Below are 21,284 nucleotides of genomic sequence, written 5' to 3' on the forward strand. Positions count from 1 at the left end.
TACTGTTTATATATACAGATATCCGACCGCCGAACCGCACCCGTTACGACCTGCCCATGAGCTCCGAAATCCGCATTGTTGGCGCCCGCCAGAACAATCTCAAGAACCTGGACCTGACCATCGCCACCGGCGAGCTGGTCGTCTTGACCGGCGTCTCCGGCTCGGGCAAGAGTTCGCTGGCCTTCGACACGCTCTACGCCGAAGGCCAGCGCCGCTACGTCGAGACCTTCTCGCCCTATGCGCGCCAGTTCCTGGACCGCATGGACAAGCCGCAGGTCGAGCGCATCGAAGGCATCCTGCCCGCCATCGCCATCGACCAGACCAATCCGGTGCGCAGCTCGCGCAGCACGGTCGGCACCATGACCGAACTCAACGACCACCTCAAGCTGCTGTACGCGCGCGGAGCCGTCCTGCACTGCCGCGGTTGCGGCCGGCCGGTGCGGCGCGACACGCCCGATACCATCCGCGCGTCCCTGGCGGAGCGGGCGCAAACGGCCGGGGATCCGCGCCTGGTCGTCACCTTCCCGCTGGGGGTGCCGGCCAATTTCACCGAAGACGAGGTGCGCGGTTTTCTCGACCAGCAGGGCTACACGCGCGTGCATGCCGAGGAAGCGCCGCGCGCGAACGCGGCATCCCATGGCGGCAAGGCGGCCAATAAACCGGCGGGCAAGGGCAAGGGCGGCAAGGCCGCCGCCCCCGCCGTCGACATGCAGCGCATCCTGCACGTGGTGCAGGACCGTTTCCGCTACGCGGGCACCGAGCGCGAACGCGTCATGGAAGCCCTGGACACCGCGCTGCGCATGGGCGCGGGCCATCTTTCCGTCTACGCGCTGGACGACGAGGGCAACAACGCCGCCGTCTGGAAATACAGCGACCGCCTGCACTGCGCCGACTGCGACATCGAATACAGCGATCCGCTGCCCAGCAGCTTCTCATTCAACTCGCCGCTGGGCGCCTGCGATGCCTGCCGCGGCTTCGGCCGCGTCATCGGCATCGACCTGGGCCTGGTCATCCCCGACGAGAACAAGACCCTGCTGGAAGGCGCCATCAAGCCCTGGCAAACGCCTTCGTTCAAGGAATGCCAGGCCGAGCTGCAAAAATACGCGCCCAAGGCCGGCATCCCCCTGTCGGTACCCTGGAAAGCCTTGAGCGAGGCGCAGCGCGCCTGGGTGCTGGGCGGCACGCCCGACTGGAAGGGCGGCAACCAGGCTTGGAAGACGCAGTGGTACGGCGTGGACCGATTCTTCGACTGGCTCGAAACCAAGGCCTACAAGATGCACGTGCGCGTGCTGCTGTCCAAGTACCGCAGCTATACGCCCTGCCCGGTGTGCAAGGGCGCGCGGCTCAAGCCCGATGCCCTGCTGTGGCGCCTGGGCAGCCGGGCCGATGCGGATCAGGTATTGGACGAGAGCGGCCGCTACCGCCGCTTCATGCCCGCCGGCGCGCAGTGGACGCGCGAACAGCTCGACACCATGCCCGGCCTGTCGATGCACGACATGATGCTGCTGCCCATCGAGCGCGTGAAGCGCTTCTTCGACGCGCTGCGCTTCGAGGGCGCGCTCGACGCGGCCGCCGACCTGCTGCTCACCGAGGTGCGCGCGCGCCTGAAATTCCTGTGCGACGTGGGGCTGGGCTATGTGACGCTGGACCGCCAGAGCCGCACCCTGTCCGGCGGCGAGGTCCAGCGCATCAACCTGACCACGGCGCTGGGCACGTCGCTGGTCAACACTCTGTTCGTGCTGGACGAGCCCTCCATCGGCCTGCATCCGCGCGATATGCATCGCGTGGTCGAAGTCATGCATCGCCTGCGCGATGCCGGCAACACGCTGGTGGTGGTCGAGCACGATCCGCAGGTCATGGTGGCGGCCGACCGCATCATCGATATCGGCCCCGGGCCGGGCGAGCGCGGCGGCCATATCGTGTTCGACGGCAGCCCCGAGCGACTGCGCGCCGCGCCCACGCTCACCGGCGACTACCTGGGCGGACGCAAGCGCGTCGAGGCCCCACGCCCCATGCAGGTCGCGGCCAACACGCCGCGCCTCATCCTCGAAGGCGCGCGCGCCCACAATCTGCGCAACGTCTCGATCGAACTGCCGCTGGGCCGGCTGGTGTGCGTCACCGGCGTGTCGGGATCGGGCAAATCCACGCTGGTGCAGGACGTGCTCTATCCGGCGCTGCTCAAGTACCAGGGCAAGCCCACCGAAGCTCCCGGCGAATACGACAAGCTGCTCGGCGCAGAGCAGTTGGCCGACGTGGTCATGGTCGACCAGACGCCCATCGGCAAGACGGCCCGCTCCAACCCAGCCAGCTACGTGGGCGCCTTCGATGCCATCCGCAAGCTCTATGCGCAGGCGCCGCTGGCGCGCGAGCGCGGCTACATGCCCGGCACCTTCAGCTTCAACAGCGGCGACGGCCGCTGCCCCACCTGCGGCGGCACGGGCTTCGAGCACGTCGAGATGCAGTTCCTGTCCGACGTCTACCTGCGCTGCCCCGACTGCGACGGCAAGCGCTTCCGGCCCGAAGTGCTGGAAGTGCGCATCGAGCACCTGGGCCGCAGCGCCTCGATCGACCAGGCGCTGGACATGACGGTGAGCGAGGCGCTCGAGTTCTTCAAGGGCCTGCGCGACGTGCAGACCGGCCTGGCGCCGCTGGCCGACGTGGGCCTGGAATACGTGCGCCTGGGCCAACCCGTGCCCACGCTGTCGGGGGGCGAAGCGCAGCGCCTGAAGCTCGCCGGCCACCTGGCCGAGGCCGCGCGCAGCGGCATCTCCAGCGCCCAGGTCGCCAAGAAGGGCAGCCTGTTCCTGTTCGACGAACCCACCACCGGCCTGCACTTCGACGACGTGGCGCGCCTGATGCGCGCCTTTCGCAAGCTGCTCGCGGCCGGCCACACGCTGCTGGTGATCGAGCACAACCTGGACGTGATCCGCGCGGCCGACTGGCTCATCGACCTGGGGCCGGAGGGCGGCGATGCGGGCGGCGAAATCGTGGGCGTGGGCACGCCGCAAGACCTCATGGCCAACACGCGTTCGCATACGGGCCAGGCCCTGCGCGACTACGAAAACGCCATCCTGCCGACCGAGGCCGTGGCGGCCGAACCTGCCGCGGCGAGCGTTCTCGCCGAGCCCGCCAAGGCATACGGCGAGCAGGCAGCCAGCACCGGCACGCCCCTGCAGTCGCTCATGCGCCGCAAGCGCAAAAGCGGCGCCCAGGCCATCGAGATCCTCAACGCGCGCGAGCACAACCTGAAAAACGTCAGCGTGGAAATCCCGCGCGACAAGTTCACGGTCATCACCGGCGTGTCGGGTTCGGGCAAATCCACCCTGGCTTTCGACATTCTCTTCAACGAAGGCCAGCGGCGCTATCTTGAATCGCTCAACGCCTACGCTCGCGCCATCGTGCAGCCGGCCGGCAAGCCCGACGTGGACGCCATCTTCGGCATTCCGCCCACGGTGGCCATCGAGCAGCGCACCAGCCGCGGCGGACGCAAGTCCACCGTGGCGACCATGACCGAGATCCACCACTTCCTGCGCCTGCTGTACATGAAGCTGGGCACGCAGTACTGCCCGGACGACCACGTGCCGGTCGAACCGCAGACGGCCGACCAGATCGTGGCGCGTCTGCTGCGCGAACACAAGGGCGTGCATATCGGCCTGCTTGCGCCGCTGGTCACCGCGCGCAAGGGCTACTACACCGACCTGGCCAAGTGGGCCGGCTCCAAGGGCCACACCCATCTGCGCGTCGACGGCGAGTTCATTGCCGTCGCGCCCTGGCCGCGCCTGGACCGCTACAAGGAACACACCATCGAGCTGCCCGTGGCCGACGTGGTGGTGGATCCGGCCAACGAGGCCGAGCTGCGCGCCGCCGTCAAGAACACCCTGGAGAACGGCCAGGGCGTGATGTCGGTAGTATGGCCGGTGGACAAGCTGCACCAGTCGCTGGCCTGCGACCTGCAGCAGATGCACTTCTCCACCAAGCGCGCCTGCCCCACCTGCGGCAAGAGCTTTCCCGAACCCGACCCGCGCCTGTTCTCCTACAACTCCAAGCACGGCTGGTGCACCGCCTGCTTTGGCACCGGCCTGCAGCTGCAAGGCTTCGATGCGGAGCAGACCGGCGAAGAGACCGCCTGGAACGCCTGGTACGAAGGCGAGACAAAGATCTGCGGCACATGCCACGGCCAGCGCCTGAACCCCATCGCGCTGGCCGTGAAGTGGCGCGACCGCTCCATCGCCGAGTTGGCAGCCCTGCCCGTCAGCGACGCGCACACCTTCTTCACCGGCCTGGTGACGCGCGGCCGCGAGGGCGAGATCGCGCGCGACATCCTGACCGAGATCCGCGGCCGCCTGAATTTCATGCAAGAAGTGGGCCTGGACTACCTGGCGCTGGACCGCGCCGCGCCCACGCTATCGGGCGGCGAAGCGCAGCGCATCCGCCTGGCCGCGCAACTGGGTTCCAACCTGCAAGGCGTCTGCTATGTGTTGGACGAACCCACCATCGGCCTGCACCCGCGCGACAACCGCATCCTGCTCGACGCCCTGGGCCGCCTGGAAGGCAATGGCAATACCCTGGTGGTGGTCGAGCATGACGAGGACACCATACGCCGCGCCTCGCATCTCATCGATATCGGCCCCGGCGCCGGCGTGCGCGGCGGGCGCGTGGTGGCGCAGGGATCGGTGCAGGATGTGATGGCCGCACCCGAGTCGATCACCGGCCGCTACCTGGCCCATCCCCTGCGGCACCCACTCAACGGCCGCCGTGCCGTCGAAAAAGACACGGCCATGATCGAAGTGCGCGGCGCGCGCCTGCACAATCTTCGCAGCGTGGACGCCGGCATCCCCGTGGGCCGCCTGACGGTGGTCACCGGCGTATCGGGCTCGGGCAAATCGACCCTGGCACGCGAAGTCCTGCTCGACAACCTGGTCCACGCCGTCGCGCAAAGAAATGGGACCCACAAGGCCCCCGAAGGGGAGCGCCCGCCCAAGGGCGGGGCGAGCGTGGCCAAGGCGCCGGCATGGAACGGCTGCGAAGCCATCGATGGCTGGGAGCAGTTCGACCGCGTGCTCGAAGTCGACCAGACCCCCATCGGCAAGACGCCGCGCTCCTGCCCCGCCACCTATGTCGGCTTCTGGGACGACGTGCGCAAGCTCTACGCCGACGCCCGTGAAGCCCGCATGCGCGGCTGGACCGCGGCGCGCTTCTCCTTCAACACCGGCGAAGGCCGCTGCCCCGTGTGCGAAGGCCAGGGCATGCGCACCATCGAGATGAGCTTTCTGCCCGACGTGAAAGTACCCTGCGACGGCTGCCACGGCGCGCGTTTCAACAGCGACACGCTCGGCGTGCGATTGCGCGACAAGAGCGCGGGCGACGTACTCGGCATGGAAGTGGACGACGCCATCGACTACTTCTCCGCGCATTCCCGGATTTTGCGGCCCCTGCAGCTGATGCAGGACGTGGGGCTGGGCTATCTCACGCTGGGCCAGCCCTCGCCCACCCTGTCGGGCGGCGAGGCGCAGCGCATCAAGCTGGTCACCGAGCTGGCCAAGGCGCGCATGACCGAGGGCGTCATCAAGACCGGCCGCGCCTCGCGCACGCCGCACACGCTCTATGTGCTGGACGAACCCACGGTAGGCCTGTCCATGGCCGACGTGGAAAAGCTCATCCACGTGCTGCACCGGCTGGTGGAAGCGGGCAACACCGTGGTCGTCATCGAGCACAACCTGGACGTCATTGCCGAAGCCGACTGGCTCATCGACATGGGCCCCGAGGGCGGCGACGGCGGCGGCCGGCGGGTGGCGCAAGGCGCTCCCGAAAGCGTGATGCAGGCCAAGGACTCTCATACAGGCCAGATACTGCGCGAGTTTCTGGCGGGAGCACGCTGAGGAACCGACGCATGCGCGGCATCGAAGCGGTCCAGGCCGATACGGCCTTCGCCTTCGGCCGACATACGCACGCGCAGTTCGGCGTGGGCCTGATCCATCGCGGCGCACAGAAATCGGCCAGCGCCCGGGTGCTGTCGCGGCCTGCCGTCCTGACGTGGATGCGCCGCAGCTCGCATGAAGGAGCTGGCCCAACCGGGCCGACCCCCTCGCGGGCGTAGCTCAGTCGGGTTGCATCTTGGCGGCCTTGACCACCTTGCTCAGGCGGGTGCGCTCGTCCTGCGTGAACTTGACGAACACGGGACGGGTCATCGTGCCCGGCGTGACGCTGTAGGGCTTGAGTGCGTCCAGGATCGCCGGCGACTGCGAGGCCTTGCGCACAGCGGCGTTCATCTTGTCCATGATCGCGGCCGGCGTGCCGGTGCGCGCGTACAGGCCTTCCCAGTGGCCGATGCGGATATTGGGAAAACCCAGCTCGGCCGTGGTCTTGATGTCGGGCGCGGCGTCCAGGTGATCCCAGGTCGTGGCCAGCGCCTTGAGCTTGCCCGCCTTGATCAGGGGCAGCGTGACCATGCTGGCCTCGGAGGTCATATCGGTCTGTCCGCCCACCACCGCCGCCACGTTCTCGGCGCCGCTCTTGTACGGGATCATCTGCATCTTCATGCCGGTTTCGATCTTGACCATGGCGCCCACGAAGTCGGGCGTGCTGCCCATGCCCGCGGTCGAGAAGTTGATCGAGCGGCCCGACTTCTTGGCGTTTTCGACGACTTCCTTGAGATTGTTGGCCGGGTTGGACGGGTTGGTGACGATGATCGACGGCACGATGCCCAGCATGGCGACCGGTTCGATCTGGTCGTCCTTGTAGGGCTGGTCGGAGCGGATCAGGGAATTGGTCACCGTGCCATTGGAAGCGGCCAGGAAGACGTAGCCGTCGGGCCTGGAGCGGGCCACGTAGGCCGCGCCAACGATACCTCCGGCGCCGGGCCGGTTCTCGACGATGACATTGGCCTTGAGGTCCTGGCCGATTTCCTTGGCGTACAGGCGCGCGATCAGATCATTGGCGCCGCCCGGCGCGAAGGGCACGACGATGGTGATGGGCTTGTCGATGGGCCAGCCCTCGGCGGCCTGGGCGGCGGCCGAGAACGCCGTGGCGGCGGAAAGCGCGAGCGCGAGCATGAGTTTTCTTTGCATGGATGTCTCTCCTTGTCAGTTCAAGCGTGCCGCGCATTGTTGCAGCGGCTGCGCTAGTGTAGCGGCCCCGCCGCGGGCTAATCGGCGAAGGCCTGGACCACGCGCTGGCGCAGCCACTGGTTGGCCGCCTCGCGATGGTTGCGGGCATGCCAGAACACATTGATGACCGACTCCGGAATCTTCACCGGACAAGCCGCGGTCGCCAGCCCGAACGGCTCGCAGGCCAGGTCGGCGAAGCGGCGCGGCACGACGGCGATCATGCGGGTGGCCTGCAGCAGCGGACCGAGCGCCATGAAGTGCGGCACGGTGATCTTGACGCGGCGGCGCAGGCCCTGGCGGTTGATGATTTCGTCGACGATGCCGTGACCCGTGCCCACCGACACCACGGCCGCGTGCTCGGCCGCCTGGAACTGCTTGAGCGAGACGCCCGTGCGCGCCAGGGGATGGTCGCGGCGGAACAGACAGACGTAGGGCTGGCGGAACAGCCTGCGCTGAAAAAAGCCGCTTTTGAGTTCCGGCAGAAAGCCCAGCGCCAGATCCATGCGGCCGCGCTCCATGTCCGCCTTCACATCCAGGCTGCCCATCAGCTCGGCGCGCACCGTCACGCCCGGCGCGTCGCCGCTGAGCAGGCGCATCAGGCGCGGCAGGAAATACAGCTGGCCCACGTCGTTCACGCCGACGACGAAATTGCGCTCGCTGCGTTGCGGATCGAAGGAGGCGTGGGCGTTGAGGGTGGCGTGCAGGACGGCGAGCGCATCGGAGATGGGCTGGGCCAGCGACTGCGCGTAGGGCGTGGGCACCATGCCGCCCGACGTGCGCAGGAACAATTCGTCGCCCATCAGCGTGCGCAGGCGCCGCAGGGCATTGCTCACGCCCGGCTGGGAGATGCCCAGGTTCTGCGCCGCCAGCGATACGCGGCCGTGCCGGTGCAAGGCGTCGAAGACGACCAGCAGGTTCAGATCCAAGTCCTGGAGATTCATGTCAGCCTCCGCAAGGCCGTCCGAAGCAGGTCCAAGCTCCCTCGGGGGGCGGCGAACGCAGTGCGCATGGGGTTTGCTTCATTCTTGCTCCAGCAATATTCACGTTGGTGATATTTTTTATTTATTGAATTCTATTTATTTAATTTATCGCTTGTTCCATGATGCCGCCATCGCCCTTGCCCACGCAGGCAGGCGGCCCAGCCCCGAAGGCCCGGCCTATCCACAAAAAGATGGAGACAAGCATGTCCGACACGATCCTGCCAGTCTGGCCGGAAAGCGGTACGAACCGCATCCCCTTCGCCGCCTACACCGGCGCGGCGCTGCACCAGCGCGAACTCGAACGCATCTTCTACGGCCCTCACTGGTGCTACGTCGGCCTGACCGCCGAGATTCCCAACTCGGGCGACTTCAAGCGCACGGTGGTGGGCGAGCGCTCGGTCATCCTGACGCGCGACAGCGATGGCGGCATCAATGTCCTCGAGAACGTCTGCGCGCACCGCGGCATGCAGTTCTGCCGCGAACCCCATGGCAACCGCGCCGAACTGGTCTGCCCCTACCACCAGTGGAACTACGACCTGAAGGGCAACCTGATGGGCGTGCCCTTTCGCCGCGGCGTCAAGCAGGACGGCAAGGTCAACGGCGGCATGCCGCCCGACTTCAAGACCGAGGCGCACGGCCTGACCCAACTCAAGGTGGCGGTGCGCAACGGCGTCGTGTTCGCCAGCTTCGACCACGGCGTCGAACCGCTGGAAGACTACCTGGGCCCGGACATCCTGCATTACTTCGACCGCGTCTTCGACGGCCGCGAACTGGTCATCCACGGCTACAGCCGCCAGCGCATCCCCGGCAACTGGAAGCTGATGCAGGAGAACATCAAGGACCCCTACCACCCGGGCCTGCTGCACACCTGGTTCGTCACCTTCGGGCTCTGGCGCGCCGACAACAAGTCCGAGCTCAAGATGGACGCCCATCACCGCCACGCCGCCATGATCTCGACGCGCGGCCAGGGCGGCAAGGGCGATGTCACCCGCGGCGTGACCAGCTTCAAGGACCAGATGCAGCTGCACGACCCGCGCTTTCTGGACATCGTCACCGAGCCCTGGTGGAACGGGCCGACCGCGGTGCTGATGACGCTCTTTCCCAGCGTCATCATCCAGCAGCAGGTCAACTCGCTGTCCACCCGGCACATCCAGCCGGTCAGCCACGACGCCTTCGACTTCGTCTGGACGCACTTCGGCTTCGCCCAGGACACGCCCGAGATGACCCAGCGGCGCCTGCGCCAGGCCAATCTCTTCGGCCCGGCCGGCTTCGTGTCCGCCGACGACGGCGAAGTCATCGAGTTCTCGCAGCGCGGCTTCGAGCAGAAACCCTGGCACCGCGCCGTCGCCGAGCTGGGCGGCAAGACGGTCGAAAACACTGACCACATGGTCACCGAGACTCTGATCCGCGGCATGTACGAATACTGGCGCAAAGTGATGGAGGCCTGAACATGGATTTCGACCTGTACCTGCGCGTAGCCCGCCTGCATGCCGACTACGCCGCCGCCCTGGACTCGGCCCAGTGGGACAAGTGGCCCGGCTTCTTCCTGGAAGATTGCACCTACAAGATCATCCCGCGCGAAAACCATGAGCGCGGCTATCCACTGGCCACGCTCGCATTCGAATCGCAGGGCATGCTCCGCGACCGCATCTACGGCACCACGCAGACCATCTTCCACGACCCCTACTACCAGCGCCACGTGGTGGGCGCGCCGCGCATCCTGTCGGCGCAAGACGGCCGCATCGAGGCCGAGGCGAATTACGCCGTGTTTCGCACCAAGCCGGGCCAGCCCACGTCGGTGTTCAACGTCGGCCGCTACCTCGACGTGATCCGCGACACCGACCAAGGCCTGAAATTCGAGTCCCGGCTATGCATCTTCGACAGCGAGCTCATTCCCAATTCGCTCATCTACCCCCTTTGAGGAAACGGCATCATGCAATGGATCAAGACCCTGGCGCAGGACGAGGTGGTGGACGAGGACGCCACGCCGGCCGAGGCCGGCCAGCGCGCCATCGCGCTCTACAAAGTGGAAGGCGAGATCTACGCCACCGACCGCGTGTGCACGCACGGCGCGGCCAGCCTGTGCAACGGTTTCCTCATGGGCTACGAGATCGAGTGCCCGCTGCACCAGGGCCGCTTCGACATACGCACCGGCAAGGGCCTGTGCCTGCCCATCACCCAGGACATCGCGACCTATCCCGTCAAGATCGAGGACGGCCACGTGTTCGTGGGCGTGCAGGACTGACCCTTCGTCCGCCTGCACTGGGGCGATGAAAGCGCCGATCCGGATGCCCGGCCGCTGGAAGCCGTCCTGGCGGCGCTCGCGCCGGAGGTTCACGTCTATGCCTGCGGCCCTTCGGGGTTCCTGGGTTTTATCAGCGAAACATGGCGGCTGCAGGATCGGCCCGCTGATCATTTTCATTTCGAGGCGTTCGCAGGCTTCTCGCCCGAATTAGCCCCGACATGACGCAGGTCAAAAATATTCCGGCGGCTGGATTTACCGTTTGTTCAGGATAGTCATTCGCCTTTCAGGCAAAGGAGAGATCATGAACAAACGATTCTTGCTGGCCCTGGCAATTGCCCCCATGCTCGCGCTCGCGTCGGCCCCGTCGCCGGCACAACCGGCCAACGACACGGGCACGCCGTCCGCGAAGGCCTATGGACCGGGTTACCGAATGGGTTCCGGAATGATGGGCGGCCGGGGCGGCGGCTACGGCATGGGTCCCGGAATGATGGACGATGGCGATGGCGCCTACGGCGGCTCGGGAATGGGGCCGTGGATGATGGGCGGGCACTTGGGCTCCGGGAACCGGGCGCTCGCATCGCTCGACCTGAACGCAACCCAGATCCAGAAGATCGAGGCGATCCAGGACGCGGGCGAGAAGAAACAATGGACGCTGATGACCGCGATGCACAACGCAATGCTCGCGGCGCACCGGCACGACTTCGATCGGCAAGCCCTCGATGTGGAAGCGCAGATGACGACCGCCAAGGCGATTTCCGATATCCGGCTGCAGATGCTGCGCAACCGGCTGGAGACGCAAAAGCAGATCTCGGATGCCCTGACGCCCCAGCAACAGGAACAATTGCGCCGATACGGCCCCCGGGGCTGGTAACCGGCCTAGGCCGTGGGCTTAGCGTCCAATATCCGGCGCAAGGCCTCGTTGGCCGCGGCCATGCCCATGGCCGCGGTCACCGTCACCACCGACCCATAGCCCGCGCAGGACAAGCCCTGCGGTGCGCCTTGGCGCGCGGCGGCGTCCGCCTGCGCCCAGGCGTCCGGCAATATGGCCTGCTGGTCGAACCACAGCGCCCGAACGCCCATCTTCGGCACGCGCTTGAGCGCCTTGCCGTTGCTATCCGCGCCGCGCGCAAAGCCATGCTCACGCCGCAGGGTGTTGCGCAGCTTGGCCAGCAAGGCGTCGTTCACCGCTTCGGACAGGTCGCCCGCGCGCAGGGCCAGCGGATCAGTCTTGCCGCCCGCGCCGCCGCACAGCACCAGGGGCAGCCCGCGCTCGCGGGCATGCAGGATCATGGCGATCTTGGCCGCGGCCTGGTCGGTGCAGTCGACGATGACATCCAGATCGCCCGAAAACACCTCGGCCACGTTGCCCGGCTCGACGAAGTCGTCCACCCGGGTCACGACGCAGTCGGGATTGATATCGCGGACGCGCCGGGCCATGGCCTCGATCTTGGACTGGCCCAGGGTGGGCGTCAGGGCGTGGATCTGGCGGTTGACGTTGGATTCGGCGATATGGTCCAGGTCGACCAGCGTCAGGGCACCGACGCCGCAGCGCGCCAGCGCCTCGGCCGTCCAGGACCCCACCCCGCCCAGGCCGGCCACGGCCACCCGCGCGGCCCGCAGCCGCTCCGGGGCCTGAGGCCCATACAGGCGGGCCAGGCCGCCGAAGCGCCGGTCGGCGTCGATCTCGCAGGAAGCAGGCAATTCTTGATTCATGGTGGCGCTATTTTCCCACGTCCGTTGCGGGCATGACACATTCGAGCTGCCCGGCTACCGCAGCGCATCGACAGACGTCCAGGATAGGCACAGAATTCAAAAGCGTCGTCTCCATTCGCCATTACGTTGATTCGCCCGGTCCGCCGTGAGTTCGCCTCTGCCCTCGTCCGTTTCGCCCTGTCTCCCCCCTTTCAAGCGCTGGACCCCGGAAGAACGCCAGGCATCCATGAATGCCGCCCTCAGCCACTGGCAGCCCGGAGAAGACGTCTGGATCTACGGCTATGGCTCGCTCATCTGGCGGCCCGAGTTCTCCTACATCGAGCGGCGGCTGGCCACACTGCGCGGCCATCACCGCGCGCTATGCCTGTGGTCGCGGGTGAACCGCGGCACGCCGGAATGCCCAGGCCTGGTATTCGGCCTGGACCGGGGGGGGTCCTGCCGCGGCGTGGTGCTGCGGCTGTCCGGACCCGAGGTGCCGGACTATTTTCCCAAGCTCTGGGAACGCGAAATGTCCGCCGGCGCCTATCTGCCGCGCTGGCTCAAGTGCGAAACCGAGGCAGGCCCGGTCAAGGCGCTGGTCTTCGTCATGAACCGCGCAAGCCCGGCCTACATCAGCTCCCTGCCCGAAGATGAACTAGTCACCATCGTGCGCCGCGCGGCCGGCTGCTACGGCCCCTGCACCGACTACGTCCTGGAAACCGTGCGCGCCCTGCGCGCCTCGGGCATCCACGATGCGCGCCTGGAAGCCATCGCCTGCCATCTGGAACGCGTGAGCGAGACCCTGGCCGAGGAATAGGCCTGCCCGGCGGGAGGGCTGCCGCAAGCGGTAAACTGGCTTACCTGACACATCAGGGCGCCGACGCCCGCCGCAAGTTTCCCCTATGCCTCTTTCCGATCTTCGACAAAGCTACGAGAAAAGCGTCCTGCTCGAGGCAGAGGCCTGCGCCTCGCCCTTCGAGCAGTTCCAGCGCTGGTTCGACCAGGCCCTGGCCGCCAAAGTGCCCGAGCCCAATGCCATGACCCTAGCCACGGTCGGCCCGAACGGCCAACCGTCGGCCCGCATCGTGCTCATCAAGGGCGCCGACGCGCACGGCTTCACGTTTTTCACCAATTACGAATCGCGCAAGGGCGAGGAACTGGCCGGCAACCCGCGCGCGACGCTGCTGTTCTTCTGGCAGCCGCTGGAGCGCCAGGTGCGCATCGAAGGCCGGGTCGAACAGGTGCCGGCGCACGAGTCCGACCTCTACTTCAACAGCCGGCCGGCCGGTTCGCGCATCGGCGCCTGGGCCTCGCAGCAAAGCCGGCCCACCACGCGCGAGGCGCTGGAGGCCCGCGAACGCGAGTTCCGCGCACGCTATGGCGACCAGCCGCCCCGCCCCGCGCACTGGGGCGGCTATCGCCTGGTGCCCGACTGCTTTGAATTCTGGCAGGGCCGCCCTTCGCGCCTGCACGACCGGCTGCGCTACCAGCCCGAGGGCCAGGGCTGGAAGATCGACCGACTCGCGCCCTGACCGCCTCATGTCCGCCCCCTCCCGTTTCGACGCGACGCATTTCCGCGCCACTCTAGGCCGTTTCGCCACCGGCGTCACGGTCGTCACGGCCCAGGCGGCCGACGGCTCGCCGGTGGGGCTGACCGTCAGCTCCTTCAACTCGGTCTCGCTGAACCCGCCGCTGGTGCTGTGGAGTCTGTCCCAGTCCGCCTCGTCGCTGCCCGCCCTGCTGCAGTGCGAGCGCTATGTAATCCACGTGCTGTCGGCCAGGCAGATCGCGCTGGCGCGCCACTTCGCCACCGGCAAGCCGGCGCAGCGCTTCGCCGGCATCGCGCTGGCCCGCGCGCCCGGCGGCACGGTCATGCTGGCCGACGAAAGCGCCGCCTGGTTCGAGTGCCGCAACCGCAGCCGCTATCCGGAAGGCGACCACCTCATCATGGTGGGCGAGGTCGAGCACTGCGGCCACAGCAAGGCCCCGCCGCTGGTCTTTCATGCCGGCGGCTTTGACCTCACCCCCAAGCAATCCTGACCGCCATGCAGCACAACGACTTCATCCTGACCCTCTCCTGCCCCGACCGCACGGGCATCGTCTACCGCGTGAGCGGCCTGCTGTTCGACCTGGGCTGCAACATCCTGGACTCGCAGCAGTTCGGCGACGAGGAGACAGGCCGCTTCTTTCTGCGCGTGCACTTCGACCTGCCCGCAGCAATAGCCCAGCAGGAGCTGCGCGACCAGTTCGGCGCGCTGGCCGCGGACTACGGCATGGCCTGGCACATTCACGATGCGCGCATCAAGCCGCGCCTGCTCATCATGGCGAGCAAGCAGGGGCATTGCCTGAACGATCTGCTGTTTCGCGTGAGCAGCGGTCAGTTGCATGCCGAGATCGCCGGCATCGTGTCCAACCACGAAGACTACGCCGGCCTGGCCGCGTCCTACGGCATCCCCTTTCACTACCTGCCCGTCACCGCCGACACCAAGGACGAACAGGAAAGGCGGATGCTGGCGCTGGTCGAGCGCGAACGCATCGACCTGGTGGTGCTGGCCCGCTATATGCAGATCCTGTCGGACACCCTGTGCCGCGCGCTCGAAGGCCGCGCCATCAACATCCACCACAGTTTCCTGCCCAGCTTCAAGGGCGCCCGCCCCTACCACCAGGCGCATACGCGCGGCGTGAAAATCATCGGCGCCACCGCCCACTATGTCACGGCCGACCTGGACGAAGGCCCGATCATCGAGCAGGACATCGAGCGGGTCGACCACAGCATGACGGCACAGGCGCTTGCGCAGGTGGGCAGCGATGTGGAATCGCTGGTGCTGTCGCGCGCCGTGCGCTGGCATGTGGAGCACCGCATCCTGATCAATGGAAGCAAGACGGTAGTGTTTCGCTAACCCGTCTGCGCAATAAGCCGCCCGCAATCGCGGGCGGCCCGAAGCCTCCCTCAGTTGCCCTAGTTGCGCAGCCGTTCAATTGACGCATGAGAAATCCGTTGATGGAGACGCTGTTTTCCACCCGCCACATGAACGTCGAGCGTTGCATGAACGCCATGCGCGTACTGTGCAGCACGACGATGTCGTATCGGCGCGCTTCGTTCTTGAGCACGGCTCCCTCACCGAACCACCCGCCCGCCGGTACGCCTGTGAAGGTCGCACTGCGCTTTTGGCGCAAGACGGTGCCGACCGTGATGAGTCCCGCTCACAAGGCCGGTATCGGCCAGAAAGAGACACTCGACATGACCGCCTGAATTGCTAACAATTCAATCATCGAACAAGCATAGGGACCACCCATGACAGCGATGAAGTCGATTCAGGAGATATTCCAAGGGGAATTCGTCGACGCCTCGTCGGCGTTAGTGCAGAAGATGCACCGCAACGAGCACAATATGACCGCGCTGCAGCGCAATTACACGGAACATTGGCCGGCGCTGACGGAACCGCATGATCTCGTCGTTGTGGCGATCGAAGAGGTATCGGGCAACAAGAAGCGCCGCGAAATCTGGTGTGGTTTTTTCGACGACGTGCAGTGGACGGGAATGCGCGAGAAGGGGCCGGCCTATCGTTTCCTTGTCGACCGATTTCAGCTTGTTGGCGTTCATGATCGGGACCATGTTTCGGACAGCGAGTTTTACGGGAACGGGGGCGGTGGTGGTTCACGTGTGAAGGTTTGCAAGGCAAGTCACAAGAAGGGATCGACCGCGCGCAAGCGCACCGCGATACCCACGCCGGAAGGCATAATGGTGCAGCGCCTTATCTGGGTGCGGAAGAACCACAGAAAGTTCCGTGACCCTGTGCAGCAACACTGGGAAGGTAAATGCGCCGTTGCGGATCACAATTGTGACGGCCACCCCGGCCTGTTGATTGCTTCGCACATCTACCCGTGGGCGCGGTCCGAGCCGAAGGAAAAGACTGACGTTGACAATGGCCTGCTGCTGTCATCCCCTCTCGACCGACTCTTCGACCAGGGCCTGATATCGTTCGCTCGCGACGGCATGATGCTCATAAGCCCCGATCTGGCGCCGAGCACGAGGCATGTGTTCGGACTTAAGGCTGGTATGAAGATCGCGGACCCAAGGAAGATCACAAGGGGGATGCGGAAATATTTGGCTAAGCACCGCAAACTTCATGGGTTCTAGAGACAGGCTGCTGGTCGCCTCTTACATTAGACGCCATTCACGCCCATTGTCGCGTAGCGTCATGGGGCGCTATTCGCGGCCGTCTGCTAATGACCATGCTGAATGTTGATTCAGGGTCGAAAATGGTCCTTTGCGAAAGACCGCCAAATCCGGACATTCGAAATGTGTCTGCCCGGGTTTCACTCAGGGCTCGTTATTGTCTTCTTCGTAGCCGGCATAGTCGTCGTTCGGAGCATAATATTCGGCAGCATCATAGACTTGGGTCTTCTTGTAGCGGTCGCCGAGGCCGACAACCGTCAGGCGAGAAAGGCCGAGAATCTTCAGGCCGCAAGCGATGCATTCGAACCGGTTGGGCAGATATTCCTGCGTTTCGGTGATCTCGCCGTCGCTTAGCCTTTGGACTGGCGCTGAGACTGGCCCGCCGACAACCAGAGCTTGCGAAGCGCAGGCGGGGCAGTACACACGGTGGCCGGCTTGTCGAGTTGCCCAGACCGAAGCCTGCGCGCTCAGCTTCAAACGCTCCTGTTCTCCCTTGGCTAGCCAGACTTTCTTATGAGCTTCGACCTCGCCTTTCACCGCCTTGGCGCTTTCGTCGGCTGCGGCGTCAATGAGTTCCCTAGCGACTTTCGCCTCATCCTCACCGAAAAAATCCTCAAGTGTCGTCCCAATAGAGGAGAGAAGAATCTCGCACGTCTGGTAGAAGCGCGGCTGCCAAACCGAGGCCTTGATTCCGTCGAAGGCGAGTTCGCCTGTATGTAGCTCGGCGTTGCGTCGGCCGGTGTGGAGGATGCCGAAGCCCTCATGTTCCTTCGTGAAATCCGGCAAGATCGCCGTGAGGCGTTTGAAGACCTCACTGACCGCAATGGACTTCGGAGCGAACTTCTCCTCGGTAGGGGTAAAACCTAGTGCATGGTAGAGACTGGTCCAATTCTTATCGGTCTCGGCCAGCAGCGCGGGACTGACATTAGCGAGCGCTGCTCGCGCTAGGAATTCGAGGGAAAAACCCGACCAAAGGGCATATTCCCAATCATCACTATCTAGGGCGCTCATATGCTGCACATAGCGCTGAGCCTTCAGATAAAGAGCTTCCGGGTCCCAGGACAGTGGGGTTGCCTTAGGTGTGACGGTCCTCTTCAACGCAGATTCTCCAAATAAATCCTCTGAATCTTCCGATCCACACGCTCGGCGGGAATCGGCGAGCGTGCGTGCAACATGCGCCAGTTGTCGATCAAGAGTGTGTCGCTAGCTTGTGCGAGGGCGATCGATAAGGGTTGGCACTTGGGGAACTGCTCCCTGATGCGTTGGCTGGCGATGTCCCCAATCCTGCTTGCTGGCTTGAGGAACACGTCATCCCATCGGAAGCAATAACCGTCATCGGTGGGTTCGCACAAGCGCAACAGTGTGATCCCCCCGATCCGAGGTCGGCGCGGCTTGAAGATGGCGCGCGTCAGAATGTCCAGCGTCACGGCGTCGAAGATGGCTTGTCCATCTAGCAACAGCGTTGAGACATCCGCATATCCGATCACGCATCGTAGTAGAAGATAACGAGGTGGTAGGCGCCAATGCGCGAGATCAGTGTGAAACGGAAAGCGATCGAGGCCGTAGATGCCGCTATAGGTATTGGGTGTCGCGGTGGCACGAGGGACCAAATCTTGGACAAGTCTACCCTCCCACTGCGTCAGTGGTTGGCCGAGCGCGTTGGCGAGCGCAACTATATCCATCTTCGGACAATACTCTTGGACAAAGGCATATCCATGCCTCGTAACCTCTTGCTTGAGGGAGCGTGTCATTTGCCTGGTTACACCGATCTTGGATGTTTCCGATGCTGCCGAGTTCGGCAAGCTTGCACGGCTTTCCGAATAGCGTGGCGAAATCCCGAGTCAAAACTCTGGTGAGCATACGCCGCCGAATGATTGCGTTGGGTCGGTTACGTCCGGCTGCGTCGGACAGTAGTCGGCCAGGAGCAACTGGTGACGGCTAGTAAAAGCGGGCGCTCAACATTGAGTTAAGCCGCGCCGCTCACCGAGAGGTGGCCTCGTTTGTTTGGACAGTATTGTGAGATTTATAAGTGGAACGCCCGAGGCAGTCATGCTGCCGATTTAATCGCTGGCAGCGTGGCGAAGTATGCCTCATCCGGAGTCTGATCGGCCAGACTGGAGGGGTCTATCAGTAATTTCGTGTTCAGGGCATAACATGTCTCCAAGGAGAGGATATGCCCCGCAAGCCGAAGACCCCGTTGGCAGAACTGCCGACCCTACCTGCCGAATTGCTTGAGTTGCTCGGCGACGGTCCGAAGACGGCCGCCGAGATCAACGCCACAGTCATGGCGCTGAAGAAGGCGCTGATTGAAAGGGCGCTGTCAGGCGAGATGAGTCACCACCTGGGCTACAAGCCTGGCATGGCCAAACCGGAATCGGTGACTAACCAGCGCAATGGCAAAGGCGCCAAGACGGTGCTGACCGAAGACGGCCCGCTGCGCATCGAGGTGCCGCGAGACCGTGACGGCAGCTTTGATCCTATTCTGATCGCTAAGCACGAACGGCGGTTTACCGGGTTCGATGACAAGATTATCGCCATGTATGCCCGAGGCATGACGGTGCGAGAAATCCAGGGTTTTTTGCTCGAGCAATACGGCACGGAAGTTTCGCCGGACTTCATCAGCACGGTCACCGATGAAGTCATGGTCGAAGTCACGGCGTGGCAGGCCCGGCCGCTCGAACCGATGTATCCGGTCGTGTTCTTCGACGCTCTGCGCGTGAAGATCCGTGAAGATGCCGTGGTGCGCAACAAAGCGGTGTACCTGGCGCTAGGCGTTCTGGCCGACGGCACCCGGGACATTCTGGGTCTATGGATTGAAAATACCGAAGGTGCCAGGTTCTGGATGAAGGTCTTCAACGATCTGAAAACCCGAGGCGTTAACGATATCCTGATTGCCGTCACTGACGGCCTGAAGGGGCTGCCCGATGCGCTGGCGGCGGTGTTCCCGGCAACCACCCCGCAGACCTGCATCGTTCACCTGATCCGTAACAGCCTGGCTTACGCTAACTGGAAAGAGCGCAAGGCGCTGGCGGCGGCGATCAGGCCCATCTACACCGCGCCCAGCGCCGAGGCGGCCGCCGCCGAGCTGGATGCATTTGAAGCGGGTCCATGGGGCCAGAAATTCCCGACGGTCACCGCAGCCTGGCGTAATGCCTGGGATCGGGTGATTCCCTTCTTTGCCTTCCCACCGGCTATCAGAAAGACGATCTACACGACCAATGCAATCGAGAGCGTCAACGCGCAACTGCGCAAGATCATCAAGACCCGCGGTCACTTCCCCAGTGATGAGGCCGCCACCAAACTCATCTGGCTGGCCTTGCGCAACATCACGGCCAAATGGAGCCGGTCGGCCCACGATTGGAAGCAAGCCATGAACCAGTTTGCTATCCTCTTCGCTGACCGCTTCGTTCAGATCGCCGCGTGATTACTCCCCCGCTCTGAACACGAAATTTATGACAGGCCCACCTCTCGCGACGACGAGCTTCGAGTCGGTCTCATCGGGCGCAGTGCGGCCAGGAACCGCCGTTCGGCGCACTCGGAATCGGACGCTTGTGCGACCGCTTTTGAGAACTGGCCGCTCGCATTTGACTGTGGGTGACACGCGCAGTCCCGCAGAGGTGTGCCTTAGCCAAGCGCTTTTGATCAATTCCGCGTCCGATCAATCTTGTGGACAACCGGACGCTGAACTTGCTTCAGACCGGGTCGTCAACCACCGGTCCAAGCGCGCTTCTTAGACGTGCATAGACTGTTTGAGCCTTCATCGGCAACTCGGACTCACTCAGATTGGCTACTTTGCCAAGCATTCTGAACGAGGCCGATCTTCGCCCCTTCTTGAGTTCGGGGAATTCCTCCTCAAGTGCGACCTGGACTTTTGCCCTGTAACCATCTTCAAGGTTGAGCGGTCGATACTGAATGCCTACCGCATAATTGTCTGGCCCGTGAACCGATTCACGCATTTCCCATGCGACAACGCAGACAGGCCATGACGCTGCTTCAGCACCCATAACTGGGTTCCATGCTTCATCAAATAACCAAAAGATCCGCTTCCCATAGTCTGTCAAGAGCTTGCGATTTGGAAGCTTGGCCTTGATGCGCCTTTCGATAAACGAAAGCTTTGCCTTTGAACCAAGGCGTTCAATCAACTCCGGATAGTGATGGGCGAAAATCCACTTTTCACCCAGGTCGCCGTCCAATGTCGTCGGGGTGAGCGCACTGACGTCAAGAGTTACTGCTTTCTCGAGATCTTCAATGACCGTCCTATATTCCATCGCAACGTCCGCGAGAACATCGTCAAGTTCCTTCTGCTCCGGCGGAACGTAGTCAGTTTGCTTCTGGCAGTAAGCAATCACGAGCGCAGCAGATTGGTTTCCTCGCTTGATCTGGAGCTCCGCGCGATCAGCGCCAGCCTCGAGCCATTGGTAATCGAGAAATGCCCACCGGTTACGTGGTGCAGATCGATTATCGTCCTCGTCCCGAGCTCCGCCATAATTCCGATCCAAGACAATATGCGCTGTCTTGTAACCTTTGAATGCCGGCCGGGCACGTAACACTGCCACCTCGTTGTAGTAGGTCTCAAGCTGCTCCGGCCCGAGCTTGGCGCCGTGCTTGTTCTCAATCACAACGAGGAGTTGATTCACAGGGTCGATCATCAGCAGGTCCAACCGGGCCTTCTTGCTCGGGAGCACATACTCTCGAATTGCGATCATCGAGTGGAAGCCGGTTCGGGCAATCCTGCCCGGCGTCCAAACAGCAAAGAATTCTTTGTTGCAAAGGACGTTTTCATACGAATTTCCATAAGCAGCGGTCAGGAAATCTTTCAACATTCCGTCACCTTGACTGTGTCCTTCGCGAGGATCAAACAACCATTTCAGTATTTCAGAATGTTGGTTTTCATTTGGTTCGATGATGTTGAAAATATCGTTCGACCGCTTTAATCCCTCCATGGCCTTTCGCAGCCTGGGATCTGCTACAAACTCGTGAAATGCCTCGTCCATCAGAATTTTCCGTCGATCATTGGTTTTTTTTGCAACTCAACTATTGTATCGGTCGAAGCTACGAAATCATTGTGCACTGCTGGAAGC

Annotated in this window: 19 protein-coding genes; 13 read left to right on the forward strand and 6 right to left on the reverse strand. The window is 63.9% G+C overall.

Annotated elements, in window-relative coordinates:
- Positions 1-56: 56 nt before the first annotated feature.
- On the forward strand, positions 57-5,879 hold the full coding sequence (uvrA, locus tag H143_RS0102275; RefSeq protein ID WP_019936600.1) for an excinuclease ABC subunit UvrA: 5,823 nt from the start codon (positions 57-59) through the stop codon (positions 5,877-5,879).
- A gap of 11 nt (positions 5,880-5,890) precedes the next feature.
- Complete coding sequence (locus tag H143_RS23205; RefSeq protein WP_019936601.1) at positions 5,891-6,097, forward strand: hypothetical protein; 207 nt, start codon at positions 5,891-5,893, stop codon at positions 6,095-6,097.
- Between the two features lies 1 nt (position 6,098).
- Here the strand turns inward: H143_RS23205 and H143_RS0102285 are convergent, their stop codons facing one another.
- Both H143_RS0102285 and H143_RS0102290 read right to left on the reverse strand, forming a co-directional pair.
- Positions 6,099-7,067 (reverse strand): tripartite tricarboxylate transporter substrate binding protein, encoded by a 969-nt coding sequence (locus tag H143_RS0102285; protein ID WP_026349640.1) that lies wholly within the window; start codon positions 7,065-7,067, stop codon positions 6,099-6,101.
- A gap of 77 nt (positions 7,068-7,144) precedes the next feature.
- Positions 7,145-8,047 carry a LysR family transcriptional regulator gene (locus tag H143_RS0102290; protein ID WP_019936603.1) on the reverse strand — a complete coding sequence of 301 codons (903 nt, stop codon included), beginning with the start codon at positions 8,045-8,047 and terminating at the stop codon, positions 7,145-7,147.
- A gap of 242 nt (positions 8,048-8,289) precedes the next feature.
- On the opposite strand from H143_RS0102290, the gene H143_RS0102295 reads away from it, so the two are divergent.
- From H143_RS0102295 to H143_RS19795, 4 genes are all read left to right on the forward strand, one after another.
- A complete protein-coding gene (locus tag H143_RS0102295) occupies positions 8,290-9,534 on the forward strand; it encodes an aromatic ring-hydroxylating dioxygenase subunit alpha (protein WP_019936604.1) in 1,245 nt (414 codons plus the stop codon).
- 2 nt (positions 9,535-9,536) lie between these two features.
- On the forward strand, positions 9,537-10,007 hold the full coding sequence (locus tag H143_RS0102300) for an aromatic-ring-hydroxylating dioxygenase subunit beta (RefSeq protein ID WP_019936605.1): 471 nt from the start codon (positions 9,537-9,539) through the stop codon (positions 10,005-10,007).
- A 12-nt stretch (positions 10,008-10,019) separates the two neighbouring features.
- The gene (locus H143_RS0102305) at positions 10,020-10,331 is read left to right on the forward strand and encodes a non-heme iron oxygenase ferredoxin subunit (protein ID WP_019936606.1); all 312 of its coding nucleotides are present in this window, start codon (positions 10,020-10,022) and stop codon (positions 10,329-10,331) included.
- 301 nt (positions 10,332-10,632) lie between these two features.
- Positions 10,633-11,202 (forward strand): Spy/CpxP family protein refolding chaperone, encoded by a 570-nt coding sequence (locus H143_RS19795; protein WP_019936607.1) that lies wholly within the window; start codon positions 10,633-10,635, stop codon positions 11,200-11,202.
- A gap of 5 nt (positions 11,203-11,207) precedes the next feature.
- Here the strand turns inward: H143_RS19795 and H143_RS0102315 are convergent, their stop codons facing one another.
- Entirely contained in the window at positions 11,208-12,044 is an 837-nt protein-coding gene (locus H143_RS0102315) for a ThiF family adenylyltransferase (RefSeq protein ID WP_019936608.1), read from the reverse strand.
- 226 nt (positions 12,045-12,270) lie between these two features.
- Between H143_RS0102315 and H143_RS19800 the strand changes: the two genes are divergently transcribed.
- From H143_RS19800 to H143_RS21510, 6 genes are all read left to right on the forward strand, one after another.
- Positions 12,271-12,840, forward strand: coding sequence for a gamma-glutamylcyclotransferase (locus H143_RS19800; protein WP_019936609.1), 570 nt, complete (start codon positions 12,271-12,273; stop codon positions 12,838-12,840).
- An 85-nt stretch (positions 12,841-12,925) separates the two neighbouring features.
- On the forward strand, positions 12,926-13,555 hold the full coding sequence (gene pdxH / locus H143_RS0102325; protein WP_019936610.1) for a pyridoxamine 5'-phosphate oxidase: 630 nt from the start codon (positions 12,926-12,928) through the stop codon (positions 13,553-13,555).
- A gap of 7 nt (positions 13,556-13,562) precedes the next feature.
- Positions 13,563-14,063, forward strand: coding sequence for a flavin reductase family protein (locus H143_RS0102330; protein ID WP_019936611.1), 501 nt, complete (start codon positions 13,563-13,565; stop codon positions 14,061-14,063).
- A 5-nt stretch (positions 14,064-14,068) separates the two neighbouring features.
- A complete protein-coding gene (purU, locus tag H143_RS0102335) occupies positions 14,069-14,923 on the forward strand; it encodes a formyltetrahydrofolate deformylase (protein WP_019936612.1) in 855 nt (284 codons plus the stop codon).
- Between the two features lie 86 nt (positions 14,924-15,009).
- On the forward strand, positions 15,010-15,276 hold the full coding sequence (locus tag H143_RS22335; RefSeq protein WP_155803302.1) for a hypothetical protein: 267 nt from the start codon (positions 15,010-15,012) through the stop codon (positions 15,274-15,276).
- 42 nt (positions 15,277-15,318) lie between these two features.
- Entirely contained in the window at positions 15,319-16,164 is an 846-nt protein-coding gene (locus H143_RS21510) for an HNH endonuclease (RefSeq protein ID WP_019936614.1), read from the forward strand.
- A gap of 183 nt (positions 16,165-16,347) precedes the next feature.
- Here the strand turns inward: H143_RS21510 and H143_RS0102350 are convergent, their stop codons facing one another.
- Positions 16,348-17,301, reverse strand: a complete 954-nt coding sequence (locus H143_RS0102350) for a hypothetical protein (protein WP_019936615.1) — start codon at positions 17,299-17,301, stop codon at positions 16,348-16,350.
- Positions 17,298-17,885 carry a hypothetical protein gene (locus H143_RS0102355; RefSeq protein WP_196801270.1) on the reverse strand — a complete coding sequence of 196 codons (588 nt, stop codon included), beginning with the start codon at positions 17,883-17,885 and terminating at the stop codon, positions 17,298-17,300. Before H143_RS0102355 ends, H143_RS0102350 begins: the two co-directional genes overlap by 4 nt.
- A 491-nt stretch (positions 17,886-18,376) precedes the next feature.
- Here H143_RS0102355 and H143_RS0102360 point away from each other — a divergent pair, with 491 nt between their 5' ends.
- Positions 18,377-19,627, forward strand: a complete 1,251-nt coding sequence (locus tag H143_RS0102360; RefSeq protein WP_019936617.1) for an IS256 family transposase — start codon at positions 18,377-18,379, stop codon at positions 19,625-19,627.
- Between the two features lie 268 nt (positions 19,628-19,895).
- On the opposite strand, the gene H143_RS19810 is transcribed toward H143_RS0102360, so the two are convergent.
- Positions 19,896-21,197, reverse strand: coding sequence for a PD-(D/E)XK nuclease family protein (locus H143_RS19810; RefSeq protein ID WP_019936618.1), 1,302 nt, complete (start codon positions 21,195-21,197; stop codon positions 19,896-19,898).
- Between the last annotated feature and the right edge of the window lie 87 nt (positions 21,198-21,284).

Source organism: Bordetella sp. FB-8 (genome assembly GCF_000382185.1).
In the GTDB taxonomy this organism is placed as follows: Bacteria; Pseudomonadota; Gammaproteobacteria; order Burkholderiales; family Burkholderiaceae_B; genus Bordetella.

Coding starts and splice junctions, on each gene's coding strand:
- H143_RS0102330 (WP_019936611.1), top strand. CDS start 13,563: ATGTCCGCCCCCTCCCGTTTCGACGCGACGCATTTCCGCGCCACTCTA.
- H143_RS0102295 (WP_019936604.1), top strand. CDS start 8,290: ATGTCCGACACGATCCTGCCAGTCTGGCCGGAAAGCGGTACGAACCGC.
- H143_RS22335 (WP_155803302.1), top strand. CDS start 15,010: ATGAGAAATCCGTTGATGGAGACGCTGTTTTCCACCCGCCACATGAAC.
- uvrA (WP_019936600.1), top strand. CDS start 57: ATGAGCTCCGAAATCCGCATTGTTGGCGCCCGCCAGAACAATCTCAAG.
- H143_RS19800 (WP_019936609.1), top strand. CDS start 12,271: ATGAATGCCGCCCTCAGCCACTGGCAGCCCGGAGAAGACGTCTGGATC.
- H143_RS0102285 (WP_026349640.1), bottom strand. CDS start 7,067: ATGCAAAGAAAACTCATGCTCGCGCTCGCGCTTTCCGCCGCCACGGCG.
- H143_RS0102300 (WP_019936605.1), top strand. CDS start 9,537: ATGGATTTCGACCTGTACCTGCGCGTAGCCCGCCTGCATGCCGACTAC.
- H143_RS21510 (WP_019936614.1), top strand. CDS start 15,319: ATGACAGCGATGAAGTCGATTCAGGAGATATTCCAAGGGGAATTCGTC.
- purU (WP_019936612.1), top strand. CDS start 14,069: ATGCAGCACAACGACTTCATCCTGACCCTCTCCTGCCCCGACCGCACG.
- pdxH (WP_019936610.1), top strand. CDS start 12,926: ATGCCTCTTTCCGATCTTCGACAAAGCTACGAGAAAAGCGTCCTGCTC.
- H143_RS23205 (WP_019936601.1), top strand. CDS start 5,891: ATGCGCGGCATCGAAGCGGTCCAGGCCGATACGGCCTTCGCCTTCGGC.
- H143_RS0102360 (WP_019936617.1), top strand. CDS start 18,377: ATGCCCCGCAAGCCGAAGACCCCGTTGGCAGAACTGCCGACCCTACCT.
- H143_RS0102315 (WP_019936608.1), bottom strand. CDS start 12,044: ATGAATCAAGAATTGCCTGCTTCCTGCGAGATCGACGCCGACCGGCGC.
- H143_RS0102355 (WP_196801270.1), bottom strand. CDS start 17,885: ATGGATATAGTTGCGCTCGCCAACGCGCTCGGCCAACCACTGACGCAG.
- H143_RS0102290 (WP_019936603.1), bottom strand. CDS start 8,047: ATGAATCTCCAGGACTTGGATCTGAACCTGCTGGTCGTCTTCGACGCC.
- H143_RS19795 (WP_019936607.1), top strand. CDS start 10,633: ATGAACAAACGATTCTTGCTGGCCCTGGCAATTGCCCCCATGCTCGCG.
- H143_RS0102305 (WP_019936606.1), top strand. CDS start 10,020: ATGCAATGGATCAAGACCCTGGCGCAGGACGAGGTGGTGGACGAGGAC.
- H143_RS19810 (WP_019936618.1), bottom strand. CDS start 21,197: ATGGACGAGGCATTTCACGAGTTTGTAGCAGATCCCAGGCTGCGAAAG.